This window comes from Pseudomonas nabeulensis (assembly GCF_004682045.1).
GTDB lineage: Bacteria > Pseudomonadota > Gammaproteobacteria > Pseudomonadales > Pseudomonadaceae > Aquipseudomonas > Aquipseudomonas nabeulensis.
The window spans coordinates 80,115-96,876 of the sequence record NZ_QUZT01000014.1 but is presented as its reverse complement, the minus strand read 5'-3'; the positions used below and the strand labels follow the sequence as shown (position 1 = coordinate 96,876).

Annotated in this window: 14 protein-coding genes; 5 read left to right on the top strand and 9 right to left on the bottom strand. The window is 59.8% G+C overall.

The genetic code is table 11. The features are described from left to right. Positions 1–47: 47 nt before the first annotated feature. From DYL61_RS10205 to DYL61_RS10190, 4 genes are read right to left on the bottom strand one after another with little or no spacing between them, the layout of a single operon-like run. Positions 48–1,241: a hybrid sensor histidine kinase/response regulator gene (locus DYL61_RS10205; RefSeq protein ID WP_135308237.1), complete on the bottom strand. Its 1,194-nt coding sequence runs from the start codon at positions 1,239–1,241 to the stop codon at positions 48–50. After that, positions 1,235–1,834 (bottom strand): chemotaxis protein CheB, encoded by a 600-nt coding sequence (locus DYL61_RS10200; RefSeq protein ID WP_135308236.1) that lies wholly within the window; start codon positions 1,832–1,834, stop codon positions 1,235–1,237. Before DYL61_RS10200 ends, DYL61_RS10205 begins: the two co-directional genes overlap by 7 nt. Continuing rightward, a complete protein-coding gene (locus DYL61_RS10195; RefSeq protein WP_181157304.1) occupies positions 1,831–2,661 on the bottom strand; it encodes a CheR family methyltransferase in 831 nt (276 codons plus the stop codon). The genes DYL61_RS10200 and DYL61_RS10195 overlap by 4 nt, the downstream gene beginning before the upstream one ends. Beyond that, positions 2,662–6,165, bottom strand: a complete 3,504-nt coding sequence (locus DYL61_RS10190) for a response regulator (protein ID WP_135308235.1) — start codon at positions 6,163–6,165, stop codon at positions 2,662–2,664. A gap of 240 nt (positions 6,166–6,405) precedes the next feature. Here DYL61_RS10190 and DYL61_RS10185 point away from each other — a divergent pair, with 240 nt between their 5' ends. The 4 genes from DYL61_RS10185 to DYL61_RS10170 all read left to right on the top strand — a co-directional run bounded on the left by DYL61_RS10185 (position 6,406) and on the right by DYL61_RS10170 (position 11,177). Further along, complete coding sequence (locus DYL61_RS10185) at positions 6,406–6,768, top strand: response regulator (RefSeq protein ID WP_135308234.1); 363 nt, start codon at positions 6,406–6,408, stop codon at positions 6,766–6,768. A gap of 389 nt (positions 6,769–7,157) precedes the next feature. Further along, a complete protein-coding gene (locus DYL61_RS10180) occupies positions 7,158–8,558 on the top strand; it encodes a DUF1254 domain-containing protein (RefSeq protein WP_135308233.1) in 1,401 nt (466 codons plus the stop codon). A 109-nt stretch (positions 8,559–8,667) separates the two neighbouring features. Next, positions 8,668–10,194 (top strand): J domain-containing protein, encoded by a 1,527-nt coding sequence (locus tag DYL61_RS10175; protein ID WP_135308232.1) that lies wholly within the window; start codon positions 8,668–8,670, stop codon positions 10,192–10,194. After that, a complete protein-coding gene (locus tag DYL61_RS10170) occupies positions 10,191–11,177 on the top strand; it encodes a DUF3829 domain-containing protein (protein WP_135308231.1) in 987 nt (328 codons plus the stop codon). The genes DYL61_RS10175 and DYL61_RS10170 overlap by 4 nt, the downstream gene beginning before the upstream one ends. On the opposite strand, the gene DYL61_RS10165 is transcribed toward DYL61_RS10170, so the two are convergent. Beyond that, on the bottom strand, positions 11,174–11,839 hold the full coding sequence (locus DYL61_RS10165) for a DUF3313 domain-containing protein (RefSeq protein WP_135308230.1): 666 nt from the start codon (positions 11,837–11,839) through the stop codon (positions 11,174–11,176). The two genes, DYL61_RS10170 and DYL61_RS10165, sit on opposite strands and share 4 nt — an antisense overlap. 190 nt (positions 11,840–12,029) lie before the next feature. Here DYL61_RS10165 and DYL61_RS10160 point away from each other — a divergent pair, with 190 nt between their 5' ends. Next, on the top strand, positions 12,030–12,722 hold the full coding sequence (locus tag DYL61_RS10160; protein ID WP_135308229.1) for an aspartate/glutamate racemase family protein: 693 nt from the start codon (positions 12,030–12,032) through the stop codon (positions 12,720–12,722). 32 nt (positions 12,723–12,754) lie between these two features. Here DYL61_RS10160 and DYL61_RS10155 read toward each other — a convergent pair whose 3' ends face one another. From DYL61_RS10155 to DYL61_RS10140, 4 genes are all read right to left on the bottom strand, one after another. Beyond that, the gene (locus tag DYL61_RS10155) at positions 12,755–13,582 is read right to left on the bottom strand and encodes a hypothetical protein (protein ID WP_135308228.1); all 828 of its coding nucleotides are present in this window, start codon (positions 13,580–13,582) and stop codon (positions 12,755–12,757) included. A 229-nt stretch (positions 13,583–13,811) separates the two neighbouring features. Then, positions 13,812–14,324, bottom strand: coding sequence for a GNAT family N-acetyltransferase (locus DYL61_RS10150; protein ID WP_135308227.1), 513 nt, complete (start codon positions 14,322–14,324; stop codon positions 13,812–13,814). Between the two features lie 49 nt (positions 14,325–14,373). After that, on the bottom strand, positions 14,374–15,519 hold the full coding sequence (locus tag DYL61_RS10145) for a glycerate kinase (protein WP_135308226.1): 1,146 nt from the start codon (positions 15,517–15,519) through the stop codon (positions 14,374–14,376). A 91-nt stretch (positions 15,520–15,610) separates the two neighbouring features. Beyond that, the gene (locus tag DYL61_RS10140; protein ID WP_135308225.1) at positions 15,611–16,717 is read right to left on the bottom strand and encodes a sugar diacid recognition domain-containing protein; all 1,107 of its coding nucleotides are present in this window, start codon (positions 16,715–16,717) and stop codon (positions 15,611–15,613) included. Positions 16,718–16,762: the final 45 nt, after the last annotated feature.

Here is a 16,762-nt window from a genome sequence, read left to right as displayed (position 1 = left end):
TACGACCATGGGGTCACGCAGAGGTTGCGTCGAGCTGACGATTGATTTCATACCGCAGCTTCAAGGGGCAGGCACACCCGGAACAGCGCGCCCTCGCCTATCTGGCTCTCGACTTCGATGGTGCCGCCATGGGCCGCCACGATCTGCTCGGAAATAAACAACCCCAGGCCCAGGCCGGCCGCGACGTGGCTGGCCGAGACGCGCTCGAACTGCTGGAAAATGCGCTTCTGGTTCTCTTCGCTGATGCCGATGCCGTGGTCGCGCACTTCAACCCGCGCCTCGCCGTGTTCGCTGTACACCCGCACATCTACGGGACTCTTGGCCCCGTAACGCAACGCGTTGGTCAGCAGATTGGTGACCACTTGCTCAATGCGGAACTCATCCCAGTTGCCCTCGACCAACCCCTCGGCCACCAAGTGCATGGACGAATCCGCCGCCGCCACTTGCGGGGCGAAGTTCTCTACCAGGTTGCGCACCAGTTGGGCGAGGTCAAAGCGCGCCGGGCGAATCGACAACTTGCCGGTACGGATACGTGATACGTCGAGCATGTCTTCAATCAGGCGGATCAAGCTTTGGATCTGCCGCTCATCGCGGTCCACCATGGCGTGCATCTTGTCCAGGGTGAACGCGGCGGCGTTATCCCGGGCCAGGTGCATCTTGCGCAGTTGGGTTTCCAGGATCAGGCCGTTAAGCGGCGTACGTACTTCGTGGGCGACGATGGACATAAAGTCATCACGCATGCGCACGGCTTGTTCCAGCTCGGACTGGGTAGCCTGCAGGCGTGCGAGCAACAACTCTTGTTCACGACGGCTGCGCTCCAGGGCTTCCACTTGTTGCTTGACCGCCTTGCTCTGGCGGTACAGGTCGACGAACACATTGACCTTGCTCTTAACCGCGTGAATATCCAGCGGCTTATGCAGGAAGTCCACGGCGCCGCTTTCATAGCCTTTGAAGGCGTAATTGAGTTCGCGGCCGGCGGCGCTGACAAACACAATCGGGATGTTCTTGGTCTTTTCGGTGCCGCGCATCAACTCAGCCAGCTCGAAGCCGTTCATGCCGGGCATCTGCACATCGAGAATCGCCATGGCGAACTCGTGCTCCAGCAACAGGGACAAGGCCTCGTCGGCGCTCAATGCCTTGAATACCTGCCGATCCTCGCGCTTGATCAACGCTTCGAGGGCCAGCAGGTTTTCCGGCAGATCATCGACGATCAGCAGTTTGGCCTGGACAGTACTTAACATGGGGAATATTCCAGCGAAGCCAGCAATGAGCCGATACGGCTCAAAGGCAGAATGTGGTCAGGTGTCTGTAGGGCCAGGGCCGCAAGGGGCATCACGGCAATGCGCGCCTCCTTGGGGTCCTGTACGACGGTGGTGCCGCCGGATTGCTTGACGTGGGCCAGCCCGTGGGCACCGTCCTGGTTGGCCCCGGTCAGCAGGATCGCCAGCAGGCTGGCGCCATACGCGTCGGCGGCCGAGGCAAACAGGTAGTCAATGGCGGGACGTGAGTGGTGCACCCGGTCTTCCTGGCTCAATGACAGGCTGCGATCGTGCTCCACCGACAGGTGATAACCGGGCCCGGCGAAATACAGCGTACCGGCCTCGATCACTTCCTTGTCGCGGGCCTCGCGTACCGGGATGTGCAGGCGCCGCGCAAAGACTTCCGCCAACTGGCTACGGCGCTCGTCCGGCAGGTGCAACACGGCGATGATCGGCAGGCCGAAGTCCGCAGGCAGCTCGCCAAAAATCGTCAACAACGCCTCCACACCGCCGGCAGAGGCGCCGACGACGATGGCTTCAATCCCGTTGACCGGGCTGGTGGCGGCGGCGCTCATGATTTTCGGTAGATCCGTTCCTGCTTGACCAAGGGTTCGAACTGTTTGCTGTAGGCAGAGAAATCCAGGGTTTCCTTGCTGCCCAGCACCAGGAAGCCGCGATGGCACAGCGACTCGTGGAACAATCCAAATGCTCGGTCCTGCAATTTTTTATTGAAGTAAATCAGTACGTTACGGCACGAAATTAATTGAGTTTCTGAGAATACGCTGTCGGTCGCCAAACTGTGGTCGGCAAAGGTCACATTCTCCCGCAGTGTCTTATCGAAGATCGCGTAATCGTATGCCGCCGTGTAGTAGTCGGCAAATGAGCGCTGGCCGCCGGCCTGCTGATAGTTGGCGGTATATGCGCGCACGTTTTCCAGGGAGAAGATCCCTTGCTTGGCTTTTTCCAGGGAGGCCGGGTTGATGTCCGTGGCGTAGATGATCGTGCGATCGAGCAAACCCTCTTCGCGCAGCAGGATGGCCATGGAGTAGACCTCCTCCCCCGTGCTGCACCCGGCAATCCAGATTTTGATCGACGGGTAAGTCTTGAGCAGCGGCACCACTTCCTGGCGGATGGCCAGGAAGTGCGATGGATCGCGGAACATCTCGCTCACCGGAATGGTGAGAAATTGCAGCAACTGCATGAACGCCGTCGGATCGTGCAGCACCTTCTCCTGCAGTGCGGAGATGGTTGCGCAGTCGAACTGACGCAGCGCGTGGGCCACGCGGCGCTTGACCGACGCCCCGGAGTAATCCCGGAAGTCATAGCTGTACTTGAGGTAAATCGCCTCGATCAGCAGGCGCAGCTCAATATCGCTGCTTTTGTCCAAAAAACACTGCTCCACTTAAATACGTTCCATCTTCGGTAGCCATACGCGAATCAGCGAGAACAGCCGGTCCAGGTCAATCGGCTTGGCCAGGTAATCGTTGGAACCTGCTGCCAGGCAGCGCTCCTGGTCGTCCTTCATGGCCTTGGCAGTGACTGCAATGATCGGCAGTTTCTTCCAGCGCGGGTCCTGGCGGATCAAGGCGGTGGCCTCGTAACCATCCATCTCCGGCATCATCACGTCCATCAGCACCAGGTCGATGTCCTCGACTTCATTGAGCTTGTCGATGGCTTCACGGCCGTTGCGCCCGATCACCACCACCGCGCCTTTGTGCTCCAGGGCGCTGGTCAGGGCAAAGATGTTGCGCACATCGTCGTCCACCAGCAGGATCTTGCGCCCCTCGAAGACCTTGTCGCGGCTGCGGGCGGTCTTGAGCATCTTCTGGCGCTCATGGGACAGCTGGGATTCGACTTTGTGCAGAAAAAGTGTCACCTCATCCAGCAGGCGCTCCGGCGAGCGTGCGCCCTTGATGATGATCGAGCGTGAATACTTGCGCAGCTCGGCCTCTTCATCGCGGGTCAGGTTGCGCCCGGTGTAGACGATCACCGGTGGGAACGAGCAGATATCCTCGGTGGCCATACGCTTGAGCAACTCGTTGCCAAGCATGTCCGGCAGCTTCAAGTCGATGATCATGCAGTCGTAGATGTTATTGCGCAGCAAGTCCAGGGCTTCCTGGGCGAAGCCGACCGCAGTGATTTCGATATCATCGTCGCCAATCAGGCGGGCAATGCTGTCGCGTTGCAGGTCATCGTCTTCCACCAGCAGCACGCGCTTGACCTTCTGGGTCAGCTTGGCTTCCAGGCGTGCGAAAACGTCCTTGAGTTCTTCGCGGGTGGTCGGCTTCACGGCATAACCGATGGCGCCCATGTGCATGGCGGCTTCGACACGGTCTTCCACGGAAATCACATGCACGGGGATATGCCGGGTGCTGGCGTGTTCCTTGAGGCGTTGCAACACGGTCAAACCGGAATGGTCCGGCAGGCGCATGTCCAGCAGGATCGCGTCGGGTACGAACTCTTCGGCCAGGCTGTAGCCCTCATCCGCACCATGGGCCACCAGGCAGTTGTAGCCCAGCTCATGGGCCAGGTCGAAGAGGATACGTGCGAAGTTCGGCTCGTCCTCCACCACCAGGATGCAGCGCGTGGTGAACGGTGCTTTGTCGCGGTCATCGGCAAAGCGCGGAATCAGCTCGATATCTGCCGCGGGGAGCGCCGGCACCACCGGCACCACCGGCACCGGGGCCGGCGCCACGACTACTTGGCGCGCGAGTTCGACTGCTGCTGCGTCTTCGTCGCGCTCAACATAGTGTTCCGGTATTACCAGGGTAAAAATGCTGCCTTTGCCCGGCTCGCTGCTGACGCTGATGTAACCGCCCAGCAATGTCGCCAGGTCGCGGGATATCGACAGGCCCAGGCCGGTGCCGCCGTAACGACGGTTGGTGGTGCCGTCGGCCTGGCGGAAGGCTTCGAAGATGCTTTCTTGCTGATCAGGCGCGATGCCAATCCCCGAATCGCGCACAGCGAAGGCAATGCCCTCCCCCGGCGCACGGGAGACCGACAGGCTGACTTGCCCCTGCTCGGTGAACTTGACCGCGTTCGACAGCAGGTTCTTGAGTATCTGCTCCAGGCGTTGGCGGTCGGTAAACAGCATGCCCGGCGCGCCCTCCTGGACGTCTACGTGGAAGCCGAGTTTACGGTCGGCTGCCAGTGGTTCGAACATCCCGCGTAAACCGTCGACCAGGCGCGCCACGCTGGAGTTCTCGGGACGCATTTCCAGTTTGCCGGCCTCCACCTTGGAAATATCCAGGATGTCGTTGATCAGGTTGAGCAGGTCGTTGCCGGCGGAATAGATCGACTCGGCAAACTTGACCTGTTCGCCGCTCAGGTTTTCCTGGGGATTTTCCGCCAGCAACTTGGCCAGGATCAACGAGCTGTTCAGCGGTGTGCGCAGCTCATGGGACATGTTGGCGAGGAACTCGGACTTGTATTTGCTGGAGCGTTGCAGCTCTTCGGCGCGGTCTTCCAGCTCCAGTTGAGCCTGGTTGAGTTCGATGTTCTTACGGTCCATGGCGTCGCGTTGCTCGGCCAGGGTCTCGGTCTGCTCGGCCAACTGCTCATTGGTCTGCTCAAGCTCGGCCTGCTGGGTCTCCAAGTGCGCCTGGGACTCCTTGAGGATGCGCGACTGTTCTTCCAGTTCCTCGTTGGCGGTCTTCAGTTCTTCCTGCTGCACTTGCAGCTCTTCGTTGAGCTGCTGGGTTTCGGCCAGCACTTCCTGCAGGCGCTGGCGATAGCGAGCAGCTTCAATGGACGTGCCGATATTGCCGGCAATCAGTTCCATCAGCGCCTCATCGCGTTCGTCCAATGTGCGTAGGAACCCTAGCTCGATCACACCGTTGATGCGCCCGTCATCACTGGTGGGCATCACCAACACACTGTGCGGAACGCCTTCGCCCAGGCCGGAGCTGACTTTGAAGTAGTCCACCGGTACACCGTCCAGGCGAATCAGGCGATTCATGTGCACAGCCTGGCCAACGATGCCCTCGTCGCTGTAGATCGATTGTTCCTGTTGTTCCTGCTCGCGGGAGAAGCCATAGGTGGCCACCCGCTTGAGGCCGCCATGTTCTTCACGCACATACAGCGCGGCGACGGCCGAGCCCATGTACTGGGCGAAGAATTGCAGGATATTGCGCCCCAACATGTTCAAGGTGAGCTGGCCCAGTACCTGTTCAGCCAGTTCGGTCTGGCCGGTACGCAGCCAGGCTTGCTGCTCCAGGCGACCCGCGATCCTTTGTTGTGACGCGAGGTTCGCGTTGTAACTGTCTGACAGTGAAATTAAATTCTTGCGACCGATGTAGGCCAGGAAACCACTCAACCCCAGCACGAAGGCCAGGTACAACGTGACGCTGATCACCGTGGTACGCGTGACTTCTTCATTGCGGGTAATCCGGAACTGTTGCTCCATGGCCACCGCATCGTCGTATTCCTTGCGAATTTCGTCAGTCAGGCGCTTGCCACGGCCGGCCTTGACCGCGCTGCGGTAATCACCGCTCTCGCGCTGCAAATCGATCATGGACTGAGCGTACTTGTTCCACTCTTCTTGCAGGGCCTCAAGGCGCTTCAGGCGATCTACCTGTTGTGGGTTATCCGCCACCAGCCCCTGCAAATTGCGCAAGTCGGCAATGATGCGTGGCTTGGCCACTTCGTACGGGTCGAGAAAATGCTCGTCGCCGGTGATCAGGAAACCACGCATGCCGGTTTCCAGGTCCACCGTCAGCTTGGACGATTCATTGAGGTTATTGATAACCCGGTCGGTATGTTCCACCCACTGGATCACTGACAACAAATAGGTGATCAGGCAGCCGAAAAACACCGCGCTGAGCACGCCCACACCCAGTGGCAGCGCGACATTGCGGCTCAACAGGTTACGAAAGCTCTTTTCATCGATGGACGACGCAGGAGTCATGGGCATGCCTTGGCCAAGTGTGGAAAAACCGGGAGTTTGCCCCAAAGCGACAGGCAAGACCATTTTTCTGGAACGGTTTTGTACAGATTCCTACAGTAGAACAGGCTATTCTCTCTGTTCTTTTGTCTTGCATTGTTTTTACAGCCAGCGGGAACTTGTCGGGAGTCCGCGCTTACTCATGGAAGAGGCCGCTCTGTACCGCTGCCTGTAAACCTCGTCTTTCTTGGGAATTTTCGAATTATGTCCGCAGTCGCCTCCACCATCCTTGTCGTCGAAGACGATGCCATCGTGCGTATGCTTATCGTCGATGTTCTAGAGGAGTTGGAATTCAGCGTATTGGAAGCGGCTGATGCCGAAGAGGCGCTGGTTATGGTCAAGCAGGTGGATCAAGTCATTGACCTGATGATGACCGACGTCGGCCTGCCGGACATGGACGGCAAGCAATTGGCAACGTTGGTGCGCGAGTTGCGGCCCGCGCTGCCGATCCTGTTTGCCAGCGGTTATGCCGAGAACATTGACGTGCCTGTCGGTATGCAGGTCATCGCGAAACCATTTTCTATCGATCAACTGCGCGACAAAGTGAAAGGGATGCTTTGCGCCTGATGGATTGTTTTGCGTAGCGCCGCCCAGCCGGGGTGGCAATTTTCGCCTTGCCCTGTCCCTCTCTCGAAATGCCAGTCAGTTAAGGGCAAACACAGTACTTGTGGCGAGGGAGCTTGCTCCCGCTGGGCCGCGTAGCGGCCCCAAAAATGGGACAGCTGCGCAGTCCAACGGGAGCAAGCTCCCTCGCCACAGGTTAGCTTTTACTCTTTCTAACCCTTAACTGACTGGCATTGTGCCTAGCGCCCCTGTATTTAGCTGCTAACTTCAACCCACATGCCCTGCTCCCCTACGGTGCTCGCAGGGATTAACGTGACGTACGGCAAATAAACCGGTTAACTCGGCGCTTTCATCTCCCACGCCCCACAGATTTTTTGGAAGGACGCAACAACATGATTGGAAAACCGACGCGCCTGCTGTTGGCGAGCCTCTCGATTGTGATGAGTACCGGTGCCCTGGCCGATTTCACGGCCACCCCTGCCGAAGCCCGGGCCATCGCCAAGGAAGCCTACTTGTATGGCTACCCGGTGGTCGCGATGTACAAGACGCTCTACACCCAGGCCGTTGATAAAGGCGGCGCCCACTACAAGGCGCCGTTCAACCACATCGCCAACACCGCCCAGGTGCTGACACCCAAGGACACTGCGGTGATCACCCCCAACTCGGATACGCCGTATTCGTTCGTGTGGATGGACCTGCGCAAGGAACCGTTGGTGCTGACCCTGCCCAAGATCGAGGACGACCGTTACTACTCGGTGCAGTTGATCGACCTTTACACGCAGAACATCGCTTACCTGGGCACCCGCAGCACGGGCAACAACGGCGGCCACTACATGATCGCCGGGCCGGACTGGAAAGGTCAGCAACCGGTGGACATCGACCGCGTGGTGTACAGCGAGAGCAATATTGCCTACGCGCTGTACCGCACACAGTTGTTCGATGATAAAGACCTGAGCAAGGTCAAACAGATCCAGAGCGGCTACAAGGTCCAGCCGCTGAGCAGCTACGTCAAACAGCCGGCGCCGGCTGCCAAGCCGAAGATTGAATGGCCCAAACCGATGGCCACCATGACCGAAGGCCCGCAGTTGTTCCGTTACCTGAACTTCATGCTGGCTTTCGCTGCGCCCCAGGACAGCGAAAAAGACCTGCTGGCACGCTTTGCAAAGATCGGGATTGCCCCTGGCGCCCCGTTCAAGGTCAACCAACTGACCACTGAACAGCGCAAGGCTCTGGAAGACGGGATTGCCGATGGCCGTGCCGAGTTTACCGCCTTCAAGAAAGACAAGATCGATACCCATCAAGTGTCCAGCGGCGATTTGTTCGGCAGCCGTGATCACCTCAATAACAACTATCTGTACCGCTACGCCGGTGCCGACCTGGGCATTTTCGGCAATTCCACTGACGAAGCCATCTACAAGACCTACTTCGTCGACAGCGAGGGCAAACCGGCCAACGGCGCACGCCACAGCTACACCGTGCATTTCGCCAAGGACCAACTGCCGCCGACCGACGCGTTCTGGTCGCTGACCATGTACGACGCCAAGACCAAGCAACTGGTGCCCAACCACAAGAAACGCTACCTGATCAATTCGCGCATGCTGCCCAACCTCAAGCTGGACGCCGACGGCGGCCTGACCCTGGCGTTGCAGCACCACGAACCGCCCAAAGCGGAACAGAGCAACTGGTTACCGGCCCCGACGGGCCCGTTTTATGCCGTGCTGCGTATCTACCTGCCCAAGCCCGAAGTGGGCAGCGGTCAATGGAAGCTGCCACCGTTGACGCCGCTCAAGTGACAGCACGTGCCCGGCCGCAGCAGGGTTAGGCCGGGCACGTACGACCCCTGGTTTATCCCCCCCTAAAACAGGTAAGGTGCGCCCGATTGTTTAGGGAGTTGCACCGCACATGACTTGCTGGAATGTCCTTGGCCTGGCGCCGGATGCCGATAGCCGCACGATCAAGCGTCAATACGCTGCGCTGTTGAAGAAGACCCGGCCGGACGACGATCCCGAGGGTTTCCAGCGCCTGCGGGAAGCCTATGAGGCAGCACTGCAAGGGTGCGGGCAACCCCGGCAAACCGTCGAAGTCGTGATCGCACATCGGGGTGAAACCCTCGACCAACGCTATCAGGCAGCCATGCTGGATGGCACCGCGTTGTTCTTCGAGGTCCATCTACTGCATCGCAGCATCGAAGGTGACCTCAGCGCCGAAGACACTCGATGGGCCTTCGAAACCTTCAATTGGCTCACGGCCTGGCAACGGCTTGAACTGCCCGTCGAGCTGATCGAGAAACTTGAACGTCAACACCGTGCCGCCTTGCAGCTACCCTTGCGCGTAGCCCTTGAGCAAAAGGATGAAGCGGCGTTCCTGGCCGCCTATGCAGCGCGCGATGAACTGCCCTGGGTACACAACCATCCTCATGCCGCGTGGTTTAACCAATGGTTGGCCCGGCTGCTGGCCCAGAGTCATTATTGGTCCGGTACCGTGTTCGACGCGGTCTGTGTCGGCCAGGATTGGCACGGTGGTGCCGACCATAACTGCCCACCCGGCGACTGGGCGCTGTTGCTACGGCGCCAGCAGGGGCCGATCTTCATTGCACGCCAACGTGCATTGGCCGCTGAACCGCCCTTCACTGCGCAACAGCGCGCCGCACGCCTTTTGCTCGCGCCAATGAGCCTGAGTCAACGCCGCGCCTTCGCCCAGCGCTTGGACCAAGACGATTGGAAAGCCTGCCAGGCACTCAGCGCCGATATCTATGCCGACCACGTGGCTATCGCAGAAGCAATGCCCGGCGGCACCGTGTATTTCTGGCAAGGCTGGGACACGGCCACGGACACCTGGCCGTGGATCGTTGCGCTGGTGCTGGGTTGCCTGGTGGGCGTGCTGGTCAAGGCGGAGCGCTTGGCCGGTCAGGTAATACCCACCTTGGGCTACGGGATGCTTTGGGCGCTGGCCGCCGTGGTCGGTGCAGGGCTGGCCTGGCAGGTCTGGCGACCACTCGCCCATCAATACCGTGTGCTGGATGAACGACTTGGCGCACGCATGCCCCTGAAGTTACTGCCGATCCGCGATGTGGTGCCTGGAGTGGTCCTGGCAGGCGCACTGGGGTATGTCTTCAGTCCTGTTGCCAGCGTGACGCTGGTGGGCACTCTGGCGTTGATCGGCCTGATCAAGCGGCCATTGAGCAACCACCCCACCCCCTGGACGATCCGCCATCCCCGCTGGACTGCGGGCGGCATGGTGCTGGCAGTCTTTGCTGTGATTGCACTCTACGGCGGTTTGGTGCTGCTCGACCGGCAGCACCTGGTCACCCGCAACCAAGGCCTGCAACAGTGGACCGAACGCCTGTGCAGCCGCATGCCGCGCACGGCCACCGAATGCCAGGCGCCCGCCACCGAGGCGCAGTGGTACGGCCAGGAGGCCACGCGATGAATCCGAAATGGTTATTCCCCATCGGCCTATTGTTGGGCTTGGGATTGCTCGGTATGGCCGGCGCCACCAAGCCCTTGCAGCGGGTGCAATTGTGGCTGGACCAGCGTGACAGCCCCCACACCGCAGCCGCCAGCGCCCTGGCGCCGATCATTGATTGTGTGAACCGTATCGACCGAGATACGCGCCTGGCCTATTACCGCAAGCGATCGGCCCAGCCCGAAGCGCCTGACACCGTTGACTATGGCGACCGCACGGAGCCCGAACCGCGCCTGATCCAGGCGGCTGTCTGCTCGCAGCTCTATACCCTGAAGCTTGAACGCCAGGACCCGGGCAGTCGTATGGTCGAGTTGGCCAGCGTCTATTCCGCTCAGTTGAATCAATACACGTCACTGGCTGACACCGTCTTGCCGGGCTATCGCGCCAACGGTATACCGCCGAGCACTCAACAACTGGTCGCGCAGGTGATGAACAAACACCTGGCGCAGGAACTTGAGATAAAAGGCGCGGACTACTGGCGCGTTTCCGCCGAGCTGCGCAACCCGTTGGCGCTGGAAGACCTGCACATGCGGCCTGCACAACTGGCGCTGCTGGAGTCACGGTTTGGTCGCGACGTGCATTGGCACATGCTCAACTACATGATCGCCGCGCGTCAGGCCGTGAACCAGATCGAGCACGGCATGCGGGATGCGAGCCTCACGCCGCAGACGGTCGCCACCCTGGCCGATGCGCTGCAACGAGCCGCCGATGGCGCCAAGGCCTATATCCGCAAACCCACGCGCCCGGAGCGGGACGAGGCAGCCGAGTACATGTGGTCCGTCATCACGCCTGCAGCCGAGGCGTACCTGGCGGCGTTACGCACATTGGAAAACGATTGGCGGGCGCGCGCTGCGCCGCAACAGCTGAGTGACGACTATGATCTCGTTACCCGCTGCTACGACGTCCTGCTCAGCTACTACAACCGGCAGGCGCGCAATACGTTCTAGTGCTTCTTAAGCTTCACATACGACTGGTGCAAGTCTGATGCCCACCCGTCGATCACGCTTTTCACATCGTCGGCCTGCATCACCTGGGCGTCGTTTGACAGCGGCTTGCCAGTGCCTTTGCGCACCACTTGAGCGATCACTTTGCCGCTGGCGCCGTCGAGGAACTGCGCCTCGGTGCCCAGGGTGGTTTCCTGGTCACGATGGCCAGTCGCAGTACTGGCGGCCGCCACGACCAGCGCAACGGGAATGTATTCGTACGGCGCAAGGGCTTCGGTCTTGCTACTGACAGCGGTGATCGCCGCCCTCACCACAATCACACCGGGACCCGGCGCGTTGGCCAGCGGCAGGGATCTTTCCAGCTCACGCTTGAGCGCCTGGTTGTAGTAGGTATTGATGCCGTTGAGGGTACTGTCGGGGATCTTTGCAGTGGCCTGTGGCTTTGGATAGAACTGAGTGGGCTCGACATACACGGCGGTGTAGCGGCTCAGATCCAGCTTGGGATCAACCCAACGCATCACCGCGGCACCCGACGGTGACTTGGCTTCCTTGAGCTGACTGTAGTCCGACAGAAAACCGGAGTACTCATCAGGTTGCGTAACGTGACTGGCACAGCCTGCGATTGAGGCGATGCACAGTGCGCTGATCGTTAGCCTTAGTTTCATCATTGAACTCCCTGGCGGTCATCACTGAAACATTGAGCTGTAGGTATAGCCGCATCCTGGGAAATAGCCGCTATTTCCCGTGGCGTGATGGACCGATCAGAACTGCTCTGGTCTTTTCGCCAGCAACTGCGTATGACTAATCCATGGTCAATGGGTAAGGTGAGGCGACATTCCTTGTCCGGAGCATTGCATGCGCACCATCGGCCTAATCGGCGGCATGAGCTGGGAGTCCAGCGCCGAGTATTACCGCATCATCAATCAGCGTGTGCGCGATCAGCTCGGCCCGCTGCGTTCGGCGCAAATTTTGATGTACAGCGTGGACTTCGGCCCGGTTGAACAGGCCCAACATGCCGGACGCTGGGACGACACCGCGCTGATCCTCGAAGACGCCGCACGCCGTTTGCAAGCCGGCGGCGCCGAGTGTGTGGTGCTGTGTACCAACACCATGCATTTGGTGGCGCCACGTATCGAGGCGGCGGTGTCGATCCCCTTCCTGCATATCGCTGACGCGGCGGGTTTGGCTGCTGTCGAGGCGCACACACTGACGGTGGGCCTGCTCGGCACCGCGTTCACCATGGAGCAGGACTTTCTCAAGTCGCGCCTGGCCGACCATGGGCTGACCGTGCTGGTGCCCGACGCAGATGAGCGCCAGGCCGTGCACCGGATCATTTATGAGGAGTTGTGCGTCGGTGTGATCAGCGATGCCTCCCGCCAGGTCTACCAACGCGTGATCGAGTCCCTGGCCGCACGCGGTGCCCAGGCGATCATCCTGGGTTGTACGGAGATCGGCTTGCTGATCAAACCGGAACACAGCGACCTGCCACTGCTGGACACCACCGAATTGCATGCGCAGGCGGCCGTGGCGTTTGCGTTGCAGGATTAAGCCGGTTAGGGAAGGCTCCAGCATATTCAACGTTACGGGGTGGTGAACACTTCCGCAAAAGAACCTCCACCGGAAATACCTTCTTGACTGACGGGAAAAACAAGAACCATATACCGTGTAGCGGGTGTCAGCCCTTCAAAACGGACGGTCGTTTCGGTTTGAGTGTCAGTCCTTTCTTTTTGGTTATGGGTTACTTCGTAATAGGCAGCACGTGCATCGGGGTACCAGCCCATTTCTATAAATGTTTTGTCTTTCGCTAAAACCCTTAGACCTGACGTTACGTCAGGCCGTCGAGTTACATCAGTGGATGCTTTGCCCTGAAGCGGTTCTGTTGGGCCTGTGCCTGAATCAGCCCGCAAAGTAAACACGTAGTCTTGACCCGACTGCAGATCCGACGCGGTGTATTCATTTTCGGTGATCGTTACTTCTTTAACGATCCCAGGCGCACTTACCATGTAATAACTCAGGGTATACACAGTCCCTTTGTCACCATATTTGGCCCAGCTAGCGCGAATAAAATTCTGAGGTTGCGTCTGCGAAGGATAATTGAAAATTAAATATTGTATTTTCTTAGGATTGCCCGGCTCTCCTGGGTTTGCGTCATATGGAACAAATGTGGTGCCTGCTCTTTTTCCAGTGAACGTCTCAAAAATACTTAAACGATATCTACGCCCCAGTTCCAAACCATTGATGACGCTCGATGTGTTGGTCGTGGTATAGGTGCCCCCCTCTCCGGTGAGCCATTCTTCAAAACTGATGACGTACTCATAACCCTTAATGCCGTTCCATTCAAACTTTACAGAATTGGGAGTTATTTGAGTAATGGAAATAACGAATCTGTCTTCTGTATGTGATTTCATGGTTGCTAGCTCCGCCTAGAAATATCGAAGTGTCACCGTAAACTGGTAGCGACAGATCGATTTGGCGCTAGAGCAGTTCGAAAATCTACTGTCAGAAATAACAGGTTTCGTCGATATTCGACCAACGGGAACGGCAACAAACCAACAACCCGCTGCGATGCCTCGCAAAGTCTACCAACGCGTGATCGAGTCCCTGGCCGCACGCGGCGGTGGCGTTTGCATTGCAGGATTAAGCCGGCGTGCGAATGCGCGCCATGCTCACGGTGTCGACAAACCGGCCGTCACGCACGGCGTAATCACGCATTCGACCTTCCACCTCAAAGCCAAACTTGCGGTACAGCTTCTGCGCGGCTTCATTGTCGGCATACACCGTGAGTTCGACACGACGCAGGTTCATCCAGTTGTCGGCCACGTCCAGCGCGGCCGCCAGCAACTGCGAGCCCACGCCTTTGCCCTGCCAGGCAGGCGCCACGCCCATACCGAATGCCCCAACATGGCTACGGCGCACGCGCAGTAACTGTTCCAGGCCAAGCTGGCCGACCACTTCACCGCCATGCACCGCCACCAACTGCAGGCGCCGTTCGTTATCCATCTCCAGCTTGTTGCGCCACGCCTCAACCGACTGAAAAGGCATTTGCAGCACCTGACGGCACACCGCCGGTTCGTTATAGAGCGCGGCGACGCCCTCAAGGTGAGCCTCGGTAAAGCGCTGGATGACGATAAGGGGTTCAGGCGCGTGCATGGCGTTTCATCCTTTGAAAGACACGTGGCCGGTCAGTGTAGAGGCGCCCCTATCGCATGCGCAACGCCGCCACCCGCCACACCCGCGCAATATCCGCTGCCCGCTCGCGCAACAAACGCGGTGCCTCGCTGCATGCCTGTTCCAGGCTCATCGGCCCATCAGGCAAGGCGAATGCGGCATCCACACCGTGGGCATACATCTGCTCATAGCCCTCGCCCAGGGTGCCCGCGATGACGATCACCGGCACGCCGTGTTGCTGGGCAATACGCGCCACGCCGAATGGGGTTTTACCGCGCAGGGTCTGGGCGTCGAAGCGGCCTTCGCCGGTGATGACCAAGTCGGCGCCGCGTACGGCCTGGTCCAGGCCAACCAGCTCGGCCACCACTTCCACACCGGCGCGGAACTGCGCACCCAGGAAGGCTTTGGCGGCAAAGCCGAGGCCGCCGGCGGCGCCGCTGCCGGGTTCGTCGCGTACGTCTTTGGGCAGGACCTTGGCGCAGTGGTCGGCGAAGTGGCCGAGGGCCGCGTCCAGTTGTTGCACCTGCTGGGGTGTGGCGCCTTTTTGTGGGCCGAAAATTGCCGAGGCCCCGTGGGGGCCGCACAAAGGATTGTTGACGTCGGCGGCGATTTCGAAGCGCACGTGGGCCAGACGCGGGTCGAGGTGTTTGAGGTTGATATGGGCCAGTTTGGCCAGGGCCAGGCCGCCCGGTGGCAGCGCTTGCTCTTCGGCGTCCAACAGCTGAACCCCCAGGGCCTGCATTGCGCCCGCGCCGCCGTCATTGGTGGCACTGCCGCCAATCGCCAGGATGATGCGTTGGGCGCCCAGGTCCAGCGCAGCGCGGATCAATTCGCCGGTGCCGAACGTGCTGCTGGTGCACGCGTCGCGCTGACCGGGTGGCACCAGTTGCAGGCCGCTGGCTTCGGCCATTTCGATAATTGCGGTTTGACTATCGGCCAACCAGCCCCAGCGGGCTTCAACGGTTGCACCCAATGGGCCGCGAACCGATTGGCTGCGCAACTCGCCATTGCACGCGGCGAGTACTGACTCAACCGTGCCTTCACCACCGTCCGCCATGGGGCATTGGACCAACTCGGCCTGCGGCCAGACCTGTGCCAGCCCTGCTGCAATGGCCTGGGCCACGCCTTCGGCGCTCAGGCTGTCCTTGAATGAGTCGGGGGCGATGATGATTTTCATGGGCTTTCTCCGGTTTTTATAGGGCCCATGCTGCCAGTTGGCATCGCCGATGACGCCGGTCCGATGCACAAGTGCGCGACAGGTTTGTTGTTCATTCCGACAAAGCCTGGGGCAACAGCTGTACACCCAGATACAGTGCAAGCATGCCATCCAGGGTCAGCGGGTCGACACCGCTGAGTTCGGCGATGCGCTCCATGCGGTAACGCAGGCTGTTGCGGTGAATGCCCAGCGCATCGGCACAGGCCTGGCTTTGGCCGTCGTGTTCGCACCAGCTGCGCAGTGTCGCCAGCAACTGGCCGTTGGTGTCCTTGGCCAACACCTTGCGCAGGGGGTTGAGTAACTCGTCCAATGCATCGTCGTTGCGATGGCGCCAGAGCATCACCGGCAGGCGATAGCGGTTGAGCGTCAGTAACTTCGATTGCGGGAGGATGTCGCGCCCGTAGGCCAGCAGATCACCGACGCGGCGATAACAACGGCGCAGTCCGGCCAAGCCATCGGCCTGTCCACCGACGGCAACGCGCAGCACGTTCCAGCCCAGGCTTTCGAGTTTCTCCAGCAACCGGGGGTTGTCCACTTGCACGGCGGCAGGCCTGCACCACAGCAACGAAAATTGCGCCGAGCTGACACACCAACTGTCGGGATAGCGGCTGGTCAGCCAGGCGCTCAGGGCTTCGGCTGATTGGCCGATGCCCAGTTCAAACAGATAGGGCGTGCGTGCCATATTGGGTTTAAGCCCCAATTGTTGCGCCTCGTCGACCAGGCGCGGCGAGTCACCGCTTTCGGCCAGCAGCAATGCCAACAAATCATCGCAACGTTGGCGTCGCCACTGTTGCTCGGCTTGCTGGTGACGATGACTGACCAGCATTTCGGCCGTCATGCGCACCAATTCGGCGTAGGTGCGCAGCCCTTCCGGTTCACCGGTAATCCCCAACACGCCAATCAGGCGCTGGTCATGCAGCAAGGGCAGGTTGATACCCGGCTGCACCCCCTTGAGGTGCTTGGCGGTTTGCCCGTCGATTTCCACCACGCGCCCATTGGCCAATACCAGTTGCGCGCCTTCGTGGCGGGTGTTGATGCGCTCGGGCTCGCCGCTGCCGAGAATCAACCCCTGGCTGTCCATGACATTGACGTTATAGGGCAGGATCGCCATGGTGCGATTGACGATATCCTGCGCCAGGTCATGATCCAGCTCGAACATGGGGCTAAGTTCCTTGAATGAGAGGTTGTTCACCGGCACAGCGCA

Bases quoted from the DNA above. Each gene is read 5' to 3' on its own strand.
- DYL61_RS10180 (WP_135308233.1), top strand. From the start codon at position 7,158: ATGATTGGAAAACCGACGCGCCTGCTGTTGGCGAGCCTCTCGATTGTG.
- DYL61_RS10145 (WP_135308226.1), bottom strand. From the start codon at position 15,519: ATGAAAATCATCATCGCCCCCGACTCATTCAAGGACAGCCTGAGCGCC.
- DYL61_RS10150 (WP_135308227.1), bottom strand. From the start codon at position 14,324: ATGCACGCGCCTGAACCCCTTATCGTCATCCAGCGCTTTACCGAGGCT.
- DYL61_RS10165 (WP_135308230.1), bottom strand. From the start codon at position 11,839: ATGAAACTAAGGCTAACGATCAGCGCACTGTGCATCGCCTCAATCGCA.
- DYL61_RS10175 (WP_135308232.1), top strand. From the start codon at position 8,668: ATGACTTGCTGGAATGTCCTTGGCCTGGCGCCGGATGCCGATAGCCGC.
- DYL61_RS10140 (WP_135308225.1), bottom strand. From the start codon at position 16,717: ATGTTCGAGCTGGATCATGACCTGGCGCAGGATATCGTCAATCGCACC.
- DYL61_RS10200 (WP_135308236.1), bottom strand. From the start codon at position 1,834: ATGAGCGCCGCCGCCACCAGCCCGGTCAACGGGATTGAAGCCATCGTC.
- DYL61_RS10185 (WP_135308234.1), top strand. From the start codon at position 6,406: ATGTCCGCAGTCGCCTCCACCATCCTTGTCGTCGAAGACGATGCCATC.
- DYL61_RS10160 (WP_135308229.1), top strand. From the start codon at position 12,030: ATGCGCACCATCGGCCTAATCGGCGGCATGAGCTGGGAGTCCAGCGCC.
- DYL61_RS10155 (WP_135308228.1), bottom strand. From the start codon at position 13,582: ATGAAATCACATACAGAAGACAGATTCGTTATTTCCATTACTCAAATA.
- DYL61_RS10205 (WP_135308237.1), bottom strand. From the start codon at position 1,241: ATGTTAAGTACTGTCCAGGCCAAACTGCTGATCGTCGATGATCTGCCG.
- DYL61_RS10190 (WP_135308235.1), bottom strand. From the start codon at position 6,165: ATGACTCCTGCGTCGTCCATCGATGAAAAGAGCTTTCGTAACCTGTTG.
- DYL61_RS10170 (WP_135308231.1), top strand. From the start codon at position 10,191: ATGAATCCGAAATGGTTATTCCCCATCGGCCTATTGTTGGGCTTGGGA.